Below are 16669 nucleotides of genomic sequence, written 5' to 3'. Positions count from 1 at the left end.
TGAAGGCGGGATGCGGAAGGATCAGAGTTTGCTGACGAGCAGGCCGAGGACGAAGCCGACCGCGCCCGCGACGAGAAGCGAGGCGACGGGCGCGTCGGAGACGTACTCACCGACTTCGCGCGAGCCCCCGCGCAGGTAGCGCCGCCCCTGCTCGTAGGCGTCCTCGGCTGCCTCGTAGGCCTCGTCGGCGGCCTGTCGGACCGTATCCTTGGCCTGGCCGTAGACGTTCTCGGCGCTGCCCTGGGCTTCGCGGAGGCGGCCCTCGACCGCGTCGCTGCGCGAGCCGGTCAGGTCGCCGACCGCGCCCTGCACCTTGCCGCCGAGTTCCTTCGCGGCACCCGTGATCCTGTCCGTATCGACCATGTGGGTCTCCTGTTTAGTGTCGGTCCTGAGAGGCACCGCCTTCACGCGGCGCCGGTTGAATCCCGGCTCAGTCGCGGGGCGACTCCGTCTCCGGCGGTCGCATCCTGCGCTTTTCCGTTCGGCCCTCGGCCTCGACGCGGGCATCCCCGGTGAGCTTTCCGATGGCCTTCTTCAGCGAGCCCTTCACGTGCTCGACGGAAGCTGGTTTCGCGCCCTCGATCACAGGCGCGACGTCAGTTGCCGGAAAGTCTCCGGCGCGCTTCAGATGTTCGATCGATTGCGCTATTCAATAGTATGGAAATACCAGTAGACCGGTTTTTAAGTACCGGGGGATGGAAGTGGGAAGCCGTTCTCGCGCCCCCAGATCACCGCCTCCGCCCGCTTGTGGACGCCGAGCTTGCGATAGAGTGCGGCGCCGTGGTTGCGCACCGTGTTGCGCGAGAGGTTGAGCCGCTTGGCGATGGCGTCGTCGGCGAGTCCTGAGCAGATCAGGTTCAGGATCTGTCGCTCGCGCACCGTCAGGGTCGGGCTCGCTCCATCGCCGTCCTGAGGTCCGGGCTGGCGCAGGTTGGCCAGCTTCTCGATGAGCCCGCGGCTGAACCACGAGGTGTCGGCCATCACCGCCTCGATCGCCTCGAACAACTCCCGCTCGCCGCGCTTGCGCTCGGTTATGTCCTGAAGCACCAGAAGCGCGAACGTCGCCTCCCCGATCTCGATGCGTTCGCCGGAGGCGAGACAGTCGAGCTCGGTTCCGTCCTCGTGGCGGAGACAAACCTCCTGACCGGAGACGAAGCCGGTTCGCCGCACCGTGTCCTCGAACCGCTCGCGCGTCCCCTCCGCGACCCACAGCCCGATCTCGGTGAACGAGCGCCCGACGACCCCGTCCTCACCGTGACCGAAGACCCGGGTGAACGCCTCGTTGACGCCGGTCACCGTGAAGGTGTCGAAGCGTGCAAGCAGGGTCGGAACAGGCGTCAGCCGGAACGCCTTGGCGAAGCGCTCCTCGCTCTGGCGCAGGGCGGCCTCGGCCTTGCGGCGCAATTCGAGGTCGGCGAACGTGAAGAGCATGCAGGGCTCATCGCCCATTTCGATCGGCTGGCCGGCGACGATGACGAAGCGGCTGTCGCCATCCGGCAGCGTCAGGCAGGCCTCCATCTGCGGAATGGTGGCGCCCTCGTTCAGACGGTTGATGGCAAGCTCGCGGTTGCGTGCGCCGGCCAGGACATCGACCTCGTAGGCGCTGCGCCCGATGACGGCATCGCGGGTGTGCCCGGTCATCTCGAGGAAGCCGGCATTGACCTTGACGTGTCGCAGATCCGACAGCCGGGTGATGACCGCCGGTGCCGGGTTCGCGTTGAACGTGGCCTCGAACCGCTGCTCGGCCTCGAACTGATCAGATACGTCCTTCAGGATCAGGGCAAGACAGCTCGGATGCCCGTCCCGGTCGGTTGCGACCAGGCTGCGCAGGGAGTGGACGAAGTCGATCTCCGGCCGATCGGCGCGCCGAACCTCAACGACGACGTCGTGGAACTGCTCGCCTGCGACGACGCGCTCGATGGGATAATGGTCCGGCGTCCGGTTGTTGCGATAGCGCAGGGCGAAGCGCGCGCGATAGGCATCGACGTCAGTCCCGAGCTCGTCGATGCTGTCGACCCCGTGCATGGCGAGCGCGGCTTCGTTCGCGTAGGCGATGGTCTGATCGGGCTCGACCAGGATCACGCCTTCGCTCAGGCCGGCAATGATCTGCCGCAGCTCATGCCTGTCGACATCGACCGTCACGGACGCGCCGCTCCCTCACACCTCGAACTGCCAAGACGGCAGCGGTGCACAAACGAGTTGCGCACAAACCGGTTCCGGCTGCTTGCTGGTATTTCGAGATCACGTTTCTGATACCGGCGGACTGTTCTGCTTTAGGCAGTATATCCTGTGCCGGATGCGGCCACGGCCACGGCCGCGGGCGCGCGGGCGCTGGGATCATCGTGACAGATTCGGTCGGTGCGTCGGCGCCCCTCAGTGGTTGCTTCGGGCATTCGGCACAGCCACTCGGCTGATTACTCAGGGCTCGATCGATGACGCGCATCGCGCAACATGAGAGACGAGGGTCGCGGATGGCCGGTCGGTTCGAATCTTCGGCAGCCCATCGGGCAATGAGCATCACGACAAAGCCTGCATGATCCGATGGCGGATCAACGCCCTATTTTTCCCGGCGATCAACTTTCATGTCGTTGGTCTGCAAAACTCCGTCTTTTGATCGGGACCCGAGCATCAAAACTGGCATGTTCGAGAGTGCTGAACTTTAAGATTATCGAGCCGGTGTCTGCGCTTGCCGCCACTTCAGATAGGCTTGGTAGATCTCCTCCTTCCCGGCCGGCCGCTCGGCTTGCGACTGGAAGAACCGGTCCAGATCCGGCTGGGCGAGGGCCTCCTGCTCCTTGTGGCGGTCGAGCCAATCCTGCGCCGGCCGGAAGCGCTTCCAACCCTTCACCGAAGCCGCGAGGTTGACCTCCCGCCATTTTGGATGCCGCGGCGGAGCCAGAAACTTGTCGAACTTGCCGAAGAAGGCCTCGACGAAGCGGACGAGCTTCTCATAGCGCGCCGATCCCCTCGGGCTGTTGTAGACCCCGAGAACTGTGCCGACGGCGACGGTCTCCACTGCCTCTTCGCCGACAAATTTCGGATAATCAGTCCGCGTCAGGGTCGCGGGGACGTAGGCTTCGTTCATCGTGTCCGGGTAGGGCGCCGTCACGAAATGGAAGCGTTCGCCCGGATCGAAGTTCGCGATGAAAGCCACCGGCTTGGCTGCCACCGACACGACCGCCTCGATTTCCCCGTTGCGCAGCATCTCGAGGGCAGTGGGCTGATCGACGTTGATACCGTCCACAGTGACGCCGAGTTCGCGGAACATGGCCCGGCCGCTATAGTCGGTACCGCTGCCCTTGACGTCGAAGCTGATCCGCTTGCCGGCGAGATCGCTCACGGATCGCACCGATTTCGGCGCGATGATGTGCAGCTCGTCGTTGAATAGCTTGGCAATGTATTGGATCTGCTGCTCAATGTTTTTCAAGCGCTTGTCTTGCCGCAGCTGATCCAGGGTATCGGTGCGAACGAAACCGAGATCAACGCCCTTCAGGAAGCGGATGTCGTAAGCGTTCTCGCCCGCTCCTTTGCCGAGTATCGGTAAGATCCGCAGCTTATCGCCGTCATCCAGCACGAAGGACAACTCGGCGCCGACGCGGAAGTAGGTTCCGCCGGGCGTACCGGTCACCACCGTGACGGTGTTGGCGTTCATGCGCTCGCCGAGGGCAGCTTCCGTGGTGGGGCCGGCATCGACCGGTGCAGTGTCAGAGGCACCCGCGACAGGATCGCTCGCCATCAAGGCGATCCCGAGGATGGCAGTGTACAGGGCAAGCCTCGACATATGCGTGTCCCTCGGTGGTCGTCGGACCTACTTCACGGCGTGCCGTCAGCGACCTGTTGCGGCGAGCAGCCGCTCATCCGTCTGTCTCTGACTTGCGGCCTTGGCGTATAGGCTTCTGGCGAGATCCGGATCGGCCCTCAGGCCACGCACGTGCCAGCGCCGCAGCATGTCCGGATCCCAGGTCTGTGCCAGGAGGAAGGTCGCGTTCGGTGCATTGCGCGCCTGTGCGCGCTCCAGCAGAAGTCGGGCACCGCTGATATCGCCGAGCCGTATCAGGCCTCTGGCTCGCTCAACCAGCGGGTCCGCCTGCACCGTCGGCCGTGCGGTTTCCACGGGAGGCGTGAGCCGCGGCGTGTCGCCCTCAGCGGTCACTCTTTTCTCTGGGACGGCGGGCGATGCCGGACGATCGATCTCTGCCGTGTTCGTGAGAGGTGTGCCTCGAGCCGATGGCACCACGACAGTTTCGGTCCTGGCCGGTGAATCGGAGGCCACAGCGCTGGCGGTGACCTGAAGGGGGGACGGTGTCTCCCGGCTTGCGGCCGCAGGCGTCTCGGAGCTTCGCAGCTCGCCGCCGGCGGTGATGGTACGATCAGGACCATCGGGGCGGAAACTGACGTTGACAAGGCTCGTCGCGACATTGGTCTTTCCGCCGGACCCCGAAGTCCAGATCGCTGCTACGGCGAGCGAGAAGCGGCTCTCGCGCTCGTCGGTCTGCATGATCTTTATGTTCGGGAGGTCCCACGTTCTGATGTCCACGTCTCCTTTGTCGTCTGATGGCGAGAAGGAGTTGGTCGAGTCACTGATCGTCACGCCTCGGGGCAGGCCCAGAAGGAGGATGGCTTCGATCGAGATGCTGCCTGTACGGACGAGCTTTATTTCCAGCGGGAGAGGATTGCCGAGCTTCCCGGAAACATCGTGGGTAGCAAAGAAGACCTCAGATGTGCTGCCCTGCCCAGGATCTGCATCGCTTCTGCTGCCGGGTGCAGCGGCATCGGCAGGAGGCCGGCTGTCCGTGACTTGTGCAAAGGCCGGCAGAGAAAAATAGACTATCGAGACGATAGCTGCCACAGCCGGTATGTAACCGGTCGTATTTGTGCGTTTCGGTTCCATCGGACGCCATCCTTGTCAGACGCCTTTCCGCTAGAATGTCGATTTGATTACAGGGCTAAATAATATGCGTCAATTGATTTTGGTTGGTATTCGTTCTGACGCTGAGAACTCAGCCATATTCGAGCGATGCCGATGCAGAATTTCCTGATGCCGCAGGAACAAAATCCGTCACACGGCCGCTGATAATCTCTGTTGTGCCAGCTCGGATCGTGAGTCCTTCGGGTGCGATCGAGCGGGCATTTGCGACGAGCCGGCCCTGCCCGGCCCAGCTGCAAAGGCGAATTTCGCATGACCCGGACCCACCGAACTGGTCCTAGCTGAAGGCGATTTGTTTCAAGCCTCTCGGACCCTTTCGGAGGGTGGATGCCATGCCTCGCAACGGCCTCCCGAACGAACAGATCGCCGCTGCCCTGCGAAGGGCGGAGCAGGGTGCGGCATTGGACGAGGTGGGCCGGAGGATGGAGTGCACAGCTGCTTGCTGTTCCCCGCTCTCCATCAGGCGCAGCGCGCGGAACGAGCAGTGCATCAGTCAGTCGCTAAGCCGCTTTAACAACACCGCGACCGCCCAGTGACACTCACCGGCGCTACGCCGGATCTGCGCACCGCCGCTGCAAAGGAGCCCTCGTCCCTGACGGCAACGAACAGGTCTGCGGCGTCGAGAGGATACACTATTGCAAATCCTGAAACAGGATCTTGCAAGTAACCGGTATTATTGCAAATCGCGTGGAGTGCTACCTGTTCCGCAACGCAGTCCGGCGCGCAGCAGCAACGAAATCGGTCGAAGACGGATCGGAGCGTTGCCGCCTGATCGCGGCGCTCAAGTTGGGGCTCAGGATCGGCCCGGTGCCGACGCTGCCTGTCCTCTGTCCGCAGCGCCCGATGCTTGCGCCCGGCGGAATGGAGGGGAGATCAGGATGTTTGTCCATTACGCGACTCGGAAGGTCGGCGATGTCGAGATGTTCTATCGGGAGGCCGGTCCGCAGGACGCGCCCGTCATCCTCCTGCTGCACGGCTTTCCGACGGCAAGTCACATGTTCCGCGACCTGATCCCGCTCCTCGCGGATCGCTATCGGGTCGTCGCACCCGACCTGCCCGGCTTCGGCAACACGGTCGCGCCGGGGCGCGCAGCGTTCGCCTACACCTTCGACCGTCTCGCCGAGGTGCTCGAGGGATTCGTCGACGCGATGGGACTGACCCGCTACTCGCTCTACATCTTCGACTACGGTGCGCCGACGGGTTTGCGCCTCGCGATGCGTCACCCGGAGCGCGTCAGCGCCATCATCACCCAAAACGGCAACGCCTACATTGAGGGGCTAAGCAGCGAATGGGAGCCGTGGCAGGCCTACTGGCGCGATCCCAGCCCGGAGAACCGCGAGGCCTGCCGCGGCTCGCTGTCGGACGCGGCCATCCACGTCCAGTACGAACACGGTGCCCCTGCCGGCCTCGTCTCGCCCGATGGAATGATCCTCGACATGCACTACATGCGCCGGGCCGAGGCGCAGGAGATCCAGCTGGATCTGATCCTGAGCTACCGCACGAATGTAGCGCTCTATCCCGCGTTCCAGGCCTACTTTCGGGCGCACAGACCGCCGTTGCTGGCTGTCTGGGGACGCAACGATCCCTTCTTCATTCCGCCCGGTGCAGAGGCCTACCGGCGTGACCTGCCCGAAGCCGAGGTGCATTTCCTCGACACAGGTCACTTCGCATTGGAGACGCACCACGCGGAGGTCGCGCGGCTGATGCGCGATTTTCTCGGTCGGAAGATCGCCAAAGGCTAAAGCGGGAGGTCCGAACCGACCGGCAACCGAGGCAGAATGGAACAGAGCACACAGATCGCGGGTTCGTAGATCCCCATCGCGATCGGCCGACAAGCCTCCGGTGCAACTCACCTCGAAGACGGTTCACACGCCGGAGTAAAATTTTGAGCTAAGTCACTGAAGTAGTTGGTAGCGAGGGAGGGATTTGAACCCCCGACACAAGGATTATGATTCCTCTGCTCTAACCAGCTGAGCTACCCCGCCACACTCGCGGACGGCGCCGAGGCGTCGTCCGGTGGGCGCGGTATATGGAGAAGGGCGTGGCGGTGTCAACGGTCTGTTGCGGTCCCCGAGCCCATTCTCCCGCTCAGAGCGTCTGACCGAAGATCTGGGCGACCTGCGGAATGTCCTTGTCGCCGCGTCCGGACAGATTCATCACCATCAGGTGGTCGGCCGGCTTGGCGGGCGCGAGTTCCAGCACCTTCGACAGCGCGTGGGCGGGCTCCAGGGCCGGGATGATGCCTTCGAGCATCGAGCAGAGCTTGAACGCCTCCAGCGTCTCCGAATCGGTCGCCGACAGGTAAGTGACACGGCCCATCTCGTGCAGCCACGCGTGCTCGGGGCCGATACCCGGGTAATCGAGGCCCGCGGAGATCGAGTGCGCGTCGGCGATCTGGCCATCCTCGTTCATCAGGAGGTAGGTCCGATTGCCATGCAGCACGCCCGGCTTCCCGCCGGTGAGCGAGGCGGCGTGGAGGCCACTCTGTACGCCGTGACCCGCGGCCTCGACGCCGTAGATCTCCACCTCGCGATCGTCGAGGAAAGGATGGAACAGCCCCATGGCGTTCGAACCGCCGCCGATGCAGGCGACGAGCGAGTCCGGCAGGCGGCCCTCCATCTCCAGCATCTGTTTCTTCGTCTCGATGCCGATGACCGACTGGAAATCGCGCACCATCGCCGGATAGGGGTGAGGTCCGGCCACCGTCCCGATACAGTAGAAGGTGTCAGCGACGTTCGTCACCCAGTCGCGCAGGGCCTCGTTCATGGCGTCCTTGAGGGTGCGCGTGCCCGATTGCACGGGCACCACCTCGGCGCCCAGCATCTTCATGCGGAACACGTTCGGCGCCTGCCGCTCGACATCGACCGCGCCCATGTAGACCACGCATTTCAGCCCGAAGCGGGCACAGAGGGTCGCCGTGGCGACCCCGTGCTGACCCGCACCCGTCTCGGCGATGATCCGCGGCTTGCCCATGCGGCGGGCCAGCAGGATCTGGCCGAGCACGTTGTTGACCTTGTGCGAACCGGTGTGGTTCAACTCCTCGCGCTTGAAGTAGATCTTCGCCCCCTGCCCTGCAGGCGCCTGAGCGCGCAGGTGCTCGGTCAGGCGTTCGGCGTAATAGAGCGGGCTCGGCCGCCCGATATAGTGAGTGCCGTAGGACTCCATATCCGCCTTGAACGACGGGTCGGCCTTGGCATCGGCGTAAGCCTTCTCAAGGTCGAGGATCAGCGGCATCAGCGTCTCGGCCACGAAGCGGCCGCCGAAGATGCCGAAGCGGCCGCGCTCGTCCGGCCCGGTGCGGAAGGAATTGGGAGCGGGGTTCAGCGTCACGGGGACGGTCCTTCGCGAAATCGATCGTTGGCTCGCGTGCTAGACCCATGGGACGGCGGCCGCAATGCGGCACAGCCGGACAAACGCGTCGGAACGTCTCCGCAGGGCGATGCGGCGGGAAGCGGGCCTCGACGGCGATGATCAGCGCCGGCGACGAGCGGCGGCGACGAAGGCCACGATCTTGGCCGGATCCTTTTCGCCCGGACGAACCTCGACGCCCGACGAGACGTCGACAGCGGCGAGCCCCGTGCGCGCCAGGGCCTCTTCGACGTTGTCGGCATCGAGGCCGCCGGACAGCATCGTGCCCGAAGTCAGCACGACCCCTTTCAGGATATCCCAATCGAAGCTGCGTCCGTTGCCGCCGGGCAGATCTGCGCCCAAGGGCGGCTTGGCGTCGAGCAGGAGCCGGTCGGCCACGGCCGCGTAATCCGGAAGCGCGATGAGATCGTGGGCAGCGGCGACGCCGACGGCCTTCATGACGGGCCGTCCGGTCCGTGCGCGGATCTCGGCGATGCGCTGCGGCGATTCTCCGCCGTGAAGCTGAATCCAGTCCGGATCGAGCGCCTCAACGGCGGCTGCGAGGAGGGTGTCGTCGGGATCGACCAGAAGCACGACACGCTCCGCCCTCCCTCGCGCCCGCTGCGCAAGGCGGCGGCCCTTGTCCAGGCTCACGTGGCGCGGACTCTTAAGGAAATGAACGAAGCCGACGAGGTCCGCACCCGCATCGAGCGCCGCGTCGAGCGTCTCCTCGCCGCTGAGGCCGCAGATCTTGACGCGCACCTCGGTCATCGATGGGGGGCTCCGCGACTTCAGCGCGCCGCCGGAGCCGGCAGCGCGGTACGGGTGCCGGCTCCAGCGTAGCCCGGCTCGAATCCCGGCGTGCCGAAGGTCTTCAACTCCGCCGCCTCCTTGGCGAGGCGATCGGCCTCGCGGCGATGATAGCGCGCGCGCTGCCGCGTTCCGGCTTGGCCGAGCCAGCTGCCGATGCCGCCGACCAGGATGCCGAGCGCCACCGCACCGAACAGCACGGCGTAGAGCGGCAGGACCAGACTGAACACCGGCTCGGGCGAGAACGGATCGAAGGAGAGCGTCACGGCCTCACGATTGGCGACCGCGAGCAGGACGATCACCACCGCGATCGGCAGCAGAACCAGCGCCTTCAGAAAACGGATCATACAACGGATCTCCGACGGATGGCAGGAGCCTCGGCCGACCCCGCTCGGTGCCGCGTGGCTTTCGAGCGGGCGCCTTTCGCAGCTCAGACCGCAGAACTAGAGCGCAAGTCAACGATGGGGATGGCGGCTCAGCGCAGCGGACATCGAACGAAGCGTCACGGCGGCTGCCGAACCAATCGGCCACCGCCGGGACGAAAATTTCGATCGACGCGATCAGGCGCTCGGCTGCTCGTCGCCGATGCCGGCTCGATTGAGGCGCAGACGCATCTCCTTGCCCGTCTTGAAAACCGGAATCGCCTTCTCCGACACCGCCACCGACTCGCCGGTGCGGGGATTGCGACCGCGGCGGGCCTCGCGGCGCTTGACCGAGAAGGCACCGAAACCGCGCAGTTCCACCCGATCCCCCTGGGCCAGGGCATCGGCGATGGTGTCCAGGATCGCGTTGACGAGAGTCTCGACGTCGCGCTGGTAGAGGTGGGGATTCTGCTCAGCAATCTTGAGCACGAGTTCCGACTTGATCATGCGGCTCTCTTCCGAATGCGGGGCGGGCGCGACAGGGCGCGACAGGGCGCGAAACCTCAGGGAGCCGGGCGCCAGACAGCGAGAAGCCCGCCATGGGCGACGCCGGCAGCCTCGTCCTCGACCGCACGGAGGCGGTTGGCGAGCCCATCGAGCCCGAGTAGGTCCGCGCCGATCCCGAGGGCCGACCACAGCTTGAACCCGCCCTCGGCCTTCGGCTTCCAATCCTTCACCGGAAGGTTCGCAGGCACCTTCCTCTCCTTCTCCAGCCACGCTACGGCCTGGCGCTCGCCGCCGAGTTCATCGACGAGCTTCAGCGGCAGGCTTTGGCGACCGCTGAAGACGCGCCCGTCTGCCACGACCGACAGCTGGCTGTCGTCCATGCCACGGCGCTCCGCCACCAAGCCCTTGAACCAGCCGTAGGTGTCGAGCACGATCGAGGACAAGGCCGCGCGGGCCTCGGGAGAGGTTGGGCTGAAGCCCGAGGGCTCCGCCTTCAGCGGCGAGGATTTCACGGACTCGACCTTGACGCCGACCTTGTCGAGCAGGCCGGAGACGTCCGGGTACTGGAACAGCACACCAATCGAGCCGACCAGCGCGGTCTCGCGGGCAACGATATGGTCGGCGGCGATCGCGGTGATGTAGGCACCGGATGCGGCGGTGCCGTCGACGAAGGCGACCATCGGCTTCTTCGCGGCAAGCGCGCGCAGGTTACGGTAGAGCTCCTCGGAGCCTGTGGTCGTGCCACCGGGCGAGGAGATCGAGATCACCACCCCCTCGACGGCATCCGCCTTGCCGACGCGCTCGATCAGCTTGCGGGTCGATTCGCTGCCGGCGATGAACCCGCCGATCGAGATACGGGCGATCTGCTTCTCCGTGGCCGGGAAGAAGCGGCCGTCGCCGACCCGCGCGCGATAGCCCACCGCGCCGACGGCGATGATGGCGGCCCCGATGCCGAGCATGCGCCACAGCGTCAGCTTGCGGCGCAAACGGCGGCGGTCGATGAGAAACTCGGCGTCTGCGGCCATCCGACGATCAACTCCTCTCCAAGCGGTCCCTGCCGACCGTTGTTCTGTTGGGATCGTGCAGGTTGCGCCCAGCCGGAGCGCAGCCCTGATTGATCCGTGGATCTGCCCGCCTCGCCGCAGCGAGGCGATCCGGCAGAGTATCCCGGCACCAGCGTCGCTGATCGATCCGGATGTCGGCCAAGTCCTTGATGGGCTTGGATTCGATTGCGACTGCCGAGTCCGGCTCGTGTTTAACGCTGCCCGAGGCGGACGGGCAAGAGCCTGTTCCGTTCGCGCGGCTACGACCGGGATCCACCATCGTCGAAAGCGATGTGCTCAGACCGGCGCGGGTTCAACGCCGAGCGTAGACTTCCTCGACGTAGCCGTCGCGCATCCAGAAGAGCTGCCGGTTCAATCTCCGATAACCGCCGTCTTGCGCGATGAGGTCGGGGACGACGACCTGTCGGAAGTCGTCGGTGTTCGGCGCCGCCGCCTCCTGATTGATCGAGTAGAACATCGGAGCGATGGTACGAATTCGCGCGATGTACATGGCCGCCGTCTCCGGCGGCATCTCGGGAATCGAATCCTGGTTGATGGCCAGATCGTAACTCTCGTCCCGCTCGATGTCCCACCAGGGCAGGACGCGGATCGCCGCCTCGGGTTCGCCGGCCAGCGACAGGTCGAGGCCCGCCTTCAGCAGGAACCAGCCCTGAAGGACGTTGGTGAAGGGCAGATCGAGGATCGTGTAGCGTCGGCACGGCCGCCGCAGGAACCATGCGAGGCCGCCGAAGCCGCCGCCGATCTCCACCACGCTTCCAAAATCCCCCAGTCGCCCGATTCGCCACGCGGCGTAGGCATGGCTGAAGGCGTGCTCGGGCAGGATGCCGGCGCCGTAGCGCACGCCGAACGGCGCTCCGACATCGGGAAACACTAGGGGAAAGCCCAGTTCGGCTTCGAGGCGGCCCGGTTCGATCTGCTGGACCAGGGCGCCGGCCAGAGGAGCTGTGTAGTCGCCCTGCTCCGGTGAGCGGACATGGGCGAGGCCGAGAGCCTCAGACAGCCTCAGAAGCCGGTCGCACCAGCTCGCGGAAAATGGCGTCGGCGCCTGTCGCGCCAGCGTCGCCATCGTCCGCCCCATGGCGATGCCGTGCGCGAGATGGGACTGGAACAGATTGTTGAGGAGATCGGCCAGCATCGCGGCGTCCCCGGTCCGTAGCGCGCTATGGAATGCCGAAAATCCTTGAGCCCGGGCCGCCCACATGCCCTCGTTGTCCGCCTGTGCCGGCGAGCGTCCGGCACCGGACCGCCAAGCGGCGATGAGCCGGCGCGCGATCGTCTCGTCCTCGGGACCGGGCCGGGGCGGTGCGAATGCGACCGGCGGCAGGTCCGGGCAGGCGCGATAGGGATAGCGATAGGTCCACGGCCCGGCGATCCCGCCGCCGAGTTCCGTGCCCGCGGCCGGCACCCGGTAGGGCCGGCCTTCGCGGCGGCCGAACAAGCGGTAATGCTCTTCCGCGGAGGCGATATGACCGGCCTCGATCGCCATCGCCACGTCGGCGTTCAGATCGAGATACAGCCCGGGGGCAAAATCGCCCGGAAGCGGTTCGACAAAGCCGTCGCCGCGTTTCCTCTTCAACCATCTCAGGCCGGCACCCAGGCCCGGGAGGCGGTCTGCCATCGCGCTCGCCTCAAGATGCTTCGAAAAACGGAACCCACAAAAGTTCGGGGCCGGCAGAGCCGGCCCCGAGGCATCGCTTCGAGGGAGACCGAGGATTACTCCTCGTCGCCCTTCTTCTTGTTGAAGGCAGCGCCCAGGATGTCGCCGAGCGAGGCACCGGAATCGGCCGAGCCGAACTGGGCCATCGCCTCGCGCTCCTCTGCGACTTCCAGCGCCTTGATCGAGACCTGCACGCGGCGGGCCTTGCGGTCGAACTGGATGACGCGGGCATCGAACTTCTCGCCGGCGGCGAAACGCTCGGGACGCTGGTCGCCACGGTCACGGGCGAGTTCGGCGCGACGGATGAAGGTCTGCATGTCGGTGTCGACGAGCTTCACCTCCAGGCCGGAATCCTTCACCTCGACGACCTCGCAGGTGACGACCTGACCCTTCTTGATCTCGCCGGCTTCCGCGAAGGGATCGCCGCCGAGCTGCTTCACGCCGAGCGAGATGCGCTCCTTCTCGACGTCGACGTCGAGAACCTGGGCGCGCACCATGTCGCCCTTCTTGAACTCCTCGATGACCTGCTCGCCGGGACGGTTCCAGTCGAGATCCGACAGGTGAACCATGCCGTCGACATCGCCCTCGAGACCGATGAACAGGCCGAACTCGGTCTTGTTCTTGACCTCGCCCTCGACCTCGGAACCGACCGGGTGCTTCTCGGCGAAGGCCTCCCACGGGTTCTGCAGGGTCTGCTTGAGGCCGAGCGAGATGCGGCGCTTGACCGAATCGACCTCCAGGATCTGCACCTCGACCTCCTGGGAGGTGGAGACGATCTTGCCCGGATGGACGTTCTTCTTGGTCCAGCTCATCTCGGAGACGTGGATCAGGCCCTCGATCCCCGGCTCCAGCTCCACGAAGGCGCCGTAATCGGTGATGTTGGTCACGCGGCCCTTGAGCTTGGCGCCCTCGGGGTAACGGGCGGCGATGCCCTCCCACGGATCGGCGAGCAGCTGCTTGATGCCGAGCGAGATGCGGTGCGTCTCGTGGTTGATCTTGATGATCTTGACCTTCACCGTCTGGCCGATGGTCACGACCTCGGACGGGTGGTTCACGCGGCGCCACGCCATGTCGGTGACGTGCAAGAGGCCGTCGATGCCGCCGAGATCGACGAAGGCGCCGTACTCGGTGATGTTCTTGACGACGCCGTCGATGACCTGACCTTCCTCAAGGTTGGCCACCAGCTCCGAGCGCTGCTCGGCGCGGCTCTCCTCGAGCACGGTGCGGCGCGACACGACGATGTTGCCGCGGCGGCGATCCATCTTGAGGATCTGGAACGGCTGGGGCGTGCCGAGCAGCGGGGTCACGTCGCGCACCGGGCGGATGTCGACCTGCGAGCGCGGCAGGAACGCCACGGCGCCGTCGAGGTCGACGGTGTAGCCGCCCTTGACTTGGTTGAAGATCGTGCCGGTCACGCGCTCGTTGGCCTCGAAGGCCTTCTCGAGCTTGACCCAGCTCTCCTCGCGGCGCGCCTTGTCGCGCGAGATGACGGCCTCGCCCAGCGCGTTCTCGATGCGGTCGACGTAGACTTCGACCTCATCGCCGACCTTGAGCTCGCCCTCGCGGCCCGGGCCGGTGAATTCCTTGAGGGGGACACGCCCCTCAGTCTTGGCACCGATGTCGATGACGGCGACATCCTTCTCGATGCCGACGACGGTGCCCTTGACGACCGAACCCTCGGTGATCTCGTGCTGGAGGAAAGATTCCTCGAGCAGGGCCGCGAAATCCTCGCGGGCCGCAGAGCTTGCGTTCAGACCAGCAGACATTCTTTCTCCTGAATGGCCTCATTTCGTGAGGCCGCGTCGGCGGCTCGTGTTGCGAATTGCCCCCGTCACCGCCGCCCGCCGGATGGACGATCCGGTCGGGCTCGCCTCCTCTCGGAGGGCCGACGCATGCTTAAAGCGATGGTCGAGGGCCGATTTCCCCGGCGATGCGACCGCCGAGCATGGACGCCCGGATCCTGACGGTACCGATGAGGAAATCGGTGCGAGCGATACCGGATCCGCGTCGACGACGCAACGTCCTGCAAGATCTTGCGATCGAGGCGTTCGAGCTGCGCCAGTCAGATCGCCCGCACCGGTGTCGCGCGAAGGCTCCCGCTCTCAGCCCGGCGTCCCGACGGAGCGGGTCAGGGCATAGAGCGTGATCGCGGCCGCGTTCGAGACGTTGAGGCTGCGGATCGCGCCGGTCGCGTCGATGCGCACGAGCAGGTCGCAGCACTCGGTCGTGCGCTGGCGCAGGCCCTTGCCCTCGGCACCGAGCACGAGCACGGCCGGCCGGCGCGGACCGACGGCGTCGAGCGAGGTGCCGGCGTCGGAATCGAGGCCGATCCGGGTGAAGCCGCGTTCGCCGAGCGTGATCAGCGCCTCGGCGAGATTGCGCACGATTACGAGGGGCACATGTTCCAGGCCGCCGGAGGCGGATTTCGCCAGAACACCGGTGGCGTTGGGCGAGTGGCGCGCCGTCGTGACGATCGCGGTGACTCCGAAGGCCGCCGCAGTGCGGACGATGGCCCCCACGTTATGCGGGTCGGTGATCTGGTCCAGGGCGAGCAGCAACGCGTCGTCCGGCATCGCGTCGAGCGCGGGCGCCGTGAGCGGCTCGGCTTCCGCGTAGAGGCCTTGATGCACGGCGTCCGGGCCGAGCAGTCGGTCGATGGCGCTCGGGCGGACGATCTCGGGCTCGATCGGCAGCGCGACCCCGGCCTCGTTCAAGCGGGCCAGCGCGTTCTCGGTCGCAAGCAGCCGATGGAAGTGACGGCCGGCATTGGACAGAGCCTGCGACACCGGGTGCCAGCCATACAGGACGACATGGTCCCTCCCCTCGCGGGCCATCGGTCCCGGCGGCTGCTGCGTTCGCGGGCGGGGCCGGAAGCCGTACGGCTTGGCCGGGCGGTCGCGCGGCGGGGTCATGGGCTGGTCTTTCGAGACAAGAAACGGTGGCGGCGTGTCGGTTGATCGAGAAACCGATGGGACCCCTCCGCGTCAAGCGGCGGAATCATGCGGCAAGGCCGTTGCCGTCGGCTACGAACCCGACTATAGACCGGGCGCCGTCGGACAGCGCCCTTCGTCTATCGGTTAGGACGTCAGCCTTTCACGCTGAAAAGGCGGGTTCGATTCCCGCAGGGCGCGCCAATCCCGTGCAGAACTGCGAACACCTGGATCGGCCGCAGCGTTGCCGCCGGCTATCGGTGATGTCCGGTTGGCTTTGTCATCGACGCTGCGGAAGACACTGTCACCGATCTCGCCTCGGTGACGAACGACTGCAGCCAAGCCTCGCGGAAGGGGATTTCGCCGGCGTGATGTCGTCGCGCAGCGATCGCATCGTGTCGCATCGGCAATGTCGTGACCGTGCCTGCCTCTTCCCCTAACCGGAACGGCTGGCGGGCACATGTCAATCGACGGTGGGAGGACGCTCCGGCGCATGCTGACGCCGCGTCGCCGCCGTGACCGCGAAATCGGCTGCATAGGCCACGATCCCTACGGTCGCGATGCGATGCGGGTGCCGCCGATCGCCGGTGAGCTCGTGCCGAATTGTGATGGCGATGAGGTTCACGGGCGGCTGCCGGTCTGGCTGTCTCTATGGCTTCACGCCGACGCTGGGACCCGCGACGTCGTCGTCCCGGACAGCCTCGGCCGCCAGGAGAGCGAAGCCTTCCGCGCCGACAGCCGGACCGTCGGCACCCATCGCTTGTTCCTGCTGCTGACCAGCCCCGATTCCAATCCCGCCAAGCAACTCGTCTCAGCGCTCAAGTCCGTCATCAGCAACAACGGGCTCAAGACTGTCTGAGCTGCATGCCGCCGCCGGACAGGTTTTCGGTCTCGTCGGTCCCGACGACGACACCTGCCACTTCGTCAACTCAGGATGTGCCTCCGAGTGGCGATGACACGCAGCGGGAATGTCCGCTCCGGATCGTGTCCCTCTTCGAAGCGCTGATGTTTCGGACCGGTCAGGGGGGCGGAGGCGGCGGAGGTGGCGGCGGAGGCGGAGGTGG

At 65.7% G+C, this 16669-nt stretch carries 14 protein-coding genes and 2 tRNA genes; 3 read left to right on the top strand and 13 right to left on the bottom strand.

Features of this window, described 5'->3' with window-relative positions; translation table 11 throughout:
* Window positions 1-21: 21 nt before the first annotated feature.
* The 4 genes from HNR01_RS01770 to HNR01_RS01755 form a co-directional block, all read right to left on the bottom strand.
* Complete coding sequence (locus HNR01_RS01770; protein WP_183666247.1) at window positions 22-363, bottom strand: CsbD family protein; 342 nt, start codon at window positions 361-363, stop codon at window positions 22-24.
* Window positions 364-681: 318 nt separating this feature from the next.
* The gene (locus HNR01_RS01765; RefSeq protein ID WP_183666245.1) at window positions 682-2142 is read right to left on the bottom strand and encodes a helix-turn-helix transcriptional regulator; all 1461 of its coding nucleotides are present in this window, start codon (window positions 2140-2142) and stop codon (window positions 682-684) included.
* Between the two features lie 523 nt (window positions 2143-2665).
* On the bottom strand, window positions 2666-3781 hold the full coding sequence (locus tag HNR01_RS01760; protein ID WP_183666243.1) for a TAXI family TRAP transporter solute-binding subunit: 1116 nt from the start codon (window positions 3779-3781) through the stop codon (window positions 2666-2668).
* Between the two features lie 45 nt (window positions 3782-3826).
* Window positions 3827-4891: a hypothetical protein gene (locus HNR01_RS01755; protein WP_183666242.1), complete on the bottom strand. Its 1065-nt coding sequence runs from the start codon at window positions 4889-4891 to the stop codon at window positions 3827-3829.
* 914 nt (window positions 4892-5805) lie between these two features.
* On the opposite strand from HNR01_RS01755, the gene HNR01_RS01750 reads away from it, so the two are divergent.
* Window positions 5806-6669: an alpha/beta fold hydrolase gene (locus tag HNR01_RS01750; RefSeq protein WP_183666240.1), complete on the top strand. Its 864-nt coding sequence runs from the start codon at window positions 5806-5808 to the stop codon at window positions 6667-6669.
* A gap of 166 nt (window positions 6670-6835) precedes the next feature.
* Here the strand turns inward: HNR01_RS01750 and HNR01_RS01745 are convergent.
* From HNR01_RS01745 to rlmB, 9 genes are all read right to left on the bottom strand, one after another.
* A tRNA-Met gene (locus tag HNR01_RS01745) sits at window positions 6836-6912 on the bottom strand.
* A 103-nt stretch (window positions 6913-7015) separates the two neighbouring features.
* Window positions 7016-8257 (bottom strand): tryptophan synthase subunit beta, encoded by a 1242-nt coding sequence (gene trpB, locus HNR01_RS01740; protein WP_017482931.1) that lies wholly within the window; start codon window positions 8255-8257, stop codon window positions 7016-7018.
* 141 nt (window positions 8258-8398) lie between these two features.
* A complete protein-coding gene (locus tag HNR01_RS01735; RefSeq protein ID WP_183666238.1) occupies window positions 8399-9046 on the bottom strand; it encodes a phosphoribosylanthranilate isomerase in 648 nt (215 codons plus the stop codon).
* Between the two features lie 20 nt (window positions 9047-9066).
* Entirely contained in the window at window positions 9067-9432 is a 366-nt protein-coding gene (locus tag HNR01_RS01730) for a LapA family protein (protein WP_017482929.1), read from the bottom strand.
* Window positions 9433-9645: 213 nt separating this feature from the next.
* Window positions 9646-9954 (bottom strand): integration host factor subunit beta, encoded by a 309-nt coding sequence (ihfB, locus tag HNR01_RS01725; protein WP_003600667.1) that lies wholly within the window; start codon window positions 9952-9954, stop codon window positions 9646-9648.
* A gap of 56 nt (window positions 9955-10010) precedes the next feature.
* Entirely contained in the window at window positions 10011-10979 is a 969-nt protein-coding gene (gene sppA, locus HNR01_RS01720) for a signal peptide peptidase SppA (protein ID WP_017482928.1), read from the bottom strand.
* Between the two features lie 331 nt (window positions 10980-11310).
* Window positions 11311-12594 (bottom strand): class I SAM-dependent methyltransferase, encoded by a 1284-nt coding sequence (locus HNR01_RS01715; RefSeq protein WP_246417354.1) that lies wholly within the window; start codon window positions 12592-12594, stop codon window positions 11311-11313.
* A gap of 137 nt (window positions 12595-12731) precedes the next feature.
* Window positions 12732-14441, bottom strand: a complete 1710-nt coding sequence (rpsA, locus tag HNR01_RS01710) for a 30S ribosomal protein S1 (RefSeq protein WP_017482926.1) — start codon at window positions 14439-14441, stop codon at window positions 12732-12734.
* A 336-nt stretch (window positions 14442-14777) separates the two neighbouring features.
* Window positions 14778-15587, bottom strand: coding sequence for a 23S rRNA (guanosine(2251)-2'-O)-methyltransferase RlmB (gene rlmB / locus HNR01_RS01705; protein ID WP_017482925.1), 810 nt, complete (start codon window positions 15585-15587; stop codon window positions 14778-14780).
* A 147-nt stretch (window positions 15588-15734) separates the two neighbouring features.
* Here rlmB and HNR01_RS01700 point away from each other — a divergent pair.
* Together HNR01_RS01700 and HNR01_RS01695 are read left to right on the top strand one after the other, a co-directional pair.
* A tRNA-Glu gene (locus HNR01_RS01700) sits at window positions 15735-15809 on the top strand.
* Between the two features lie 289 nt (window positions 15810-16098).
* The gene (locus HNR01_RS01695; protein WP_153876610.1) at window positions 16099-16464 is read left to right on the top strand and encodes a hypothetical protein; all 366 of its coding nucleotides are present in this window, start codon (window positions 16099-16101) and stop codon (window positions 16462-16464) included.
* The last annotated feature ends 205 nt before the right edge of the window (window positions 16465-16669 follow it).

Source organism: Methylorubrum rhodesianum (assembly GCF_014199985.1).
Lineage (GTDB): Bacteria > Pseudomonadota > Alphaproteobacteria > Rhizobiales > Beijerinckiaceae > Methylobacterium > Methylobacterium rhodesianum.
This window is presented reverse-complemented; position numbering and strand designations above follow the sequence as displayed.

What these genes read in the sequence shown, in the direction of transcription:
- HNR01_RS01770 (WP_183666247.1), bottom strand. Translation starts at nt 363, where the DNA reads ATGGTCGATACGGACAGGATCACGGGTGCCGCGAAGGAACTCGGCGGC.
- HNR01_RS01760 (WP_183666243.1), bottom strand. Translation starts at nt 3,781, where the DNA reads ATGTCGAGGCTTGCCCTGTACACTGCCATCCTCGGGATCGCCTTGATG.
- HNR01_RS01755 (WP_183666242.1), bottom strand. Translation starts at nt 4,891, where the DNA reads ATGGAACCGAAACGCACAAATACGACCGGTTACATACCGGCTGTGGCA.
- HNR01_RS01750 (WP_183666240.1), top strand. Translation starts at nt 5,806, where the DNA reads ATGTTTGTCCATTACGCGACTCGGAAGGTCGGCGATGTCGAGATGTTC.
- HNR01_RS01735 (WP_183666238.1), bottom strand. Translation starts at nt 9,046, where the DNA reads ATGACCGAGGTGCGCGTCAAGATCTGCGGCCTCAGCGGCGAGGAGACG.
- HNR01_RS01730 (WP_017482929.1), bottom strand. Translation starts at nt 9,432, where the DNA reads ATGATCCGTTTTCTGAAGGCGCTGGTTCTGCTGCCGATCGCGGTGGTG.
- ihfB (WP_003600667.1), bottom strand. Translation starts at nt 9,954, where the DNA reads ATGATCAAGTCGGAACTCGTGCTCAAGATTGCTGAGCAGAATCCCCAC.
- sppA (WP_017482928.1), bottom strand. Translation starts at nt 10,979, where the DNA reads ATGGCCGCAGACGCCGAGTTTCTCATCGACCGCCGCCGTTTGCGCCGC.
- rpsA (WP_017482926.1), bottom strand. Translation starts at nt 14,441, where the DNA reads ATGTCTGCTGGTCTGAACGCAAGCTCTGCGGCCCGCGAGGATTTCGCG.
- rlmB (WP_017482925.1), bottom strand. Translation starts at nt 15,587, where the DNA reads ATGACCCCGCCGCGCGACCGCCCGGCCAAGCCGTACGGCTTCCGGCCC.
- HNR01_RS01695 (WP_153876610.1), top strand. Translation starts at nt 16,099, where the DNA reads ATGCTGACGCCGCGTCGCCGCCGTGACCGCGAAATCGGCTGCATAGGC.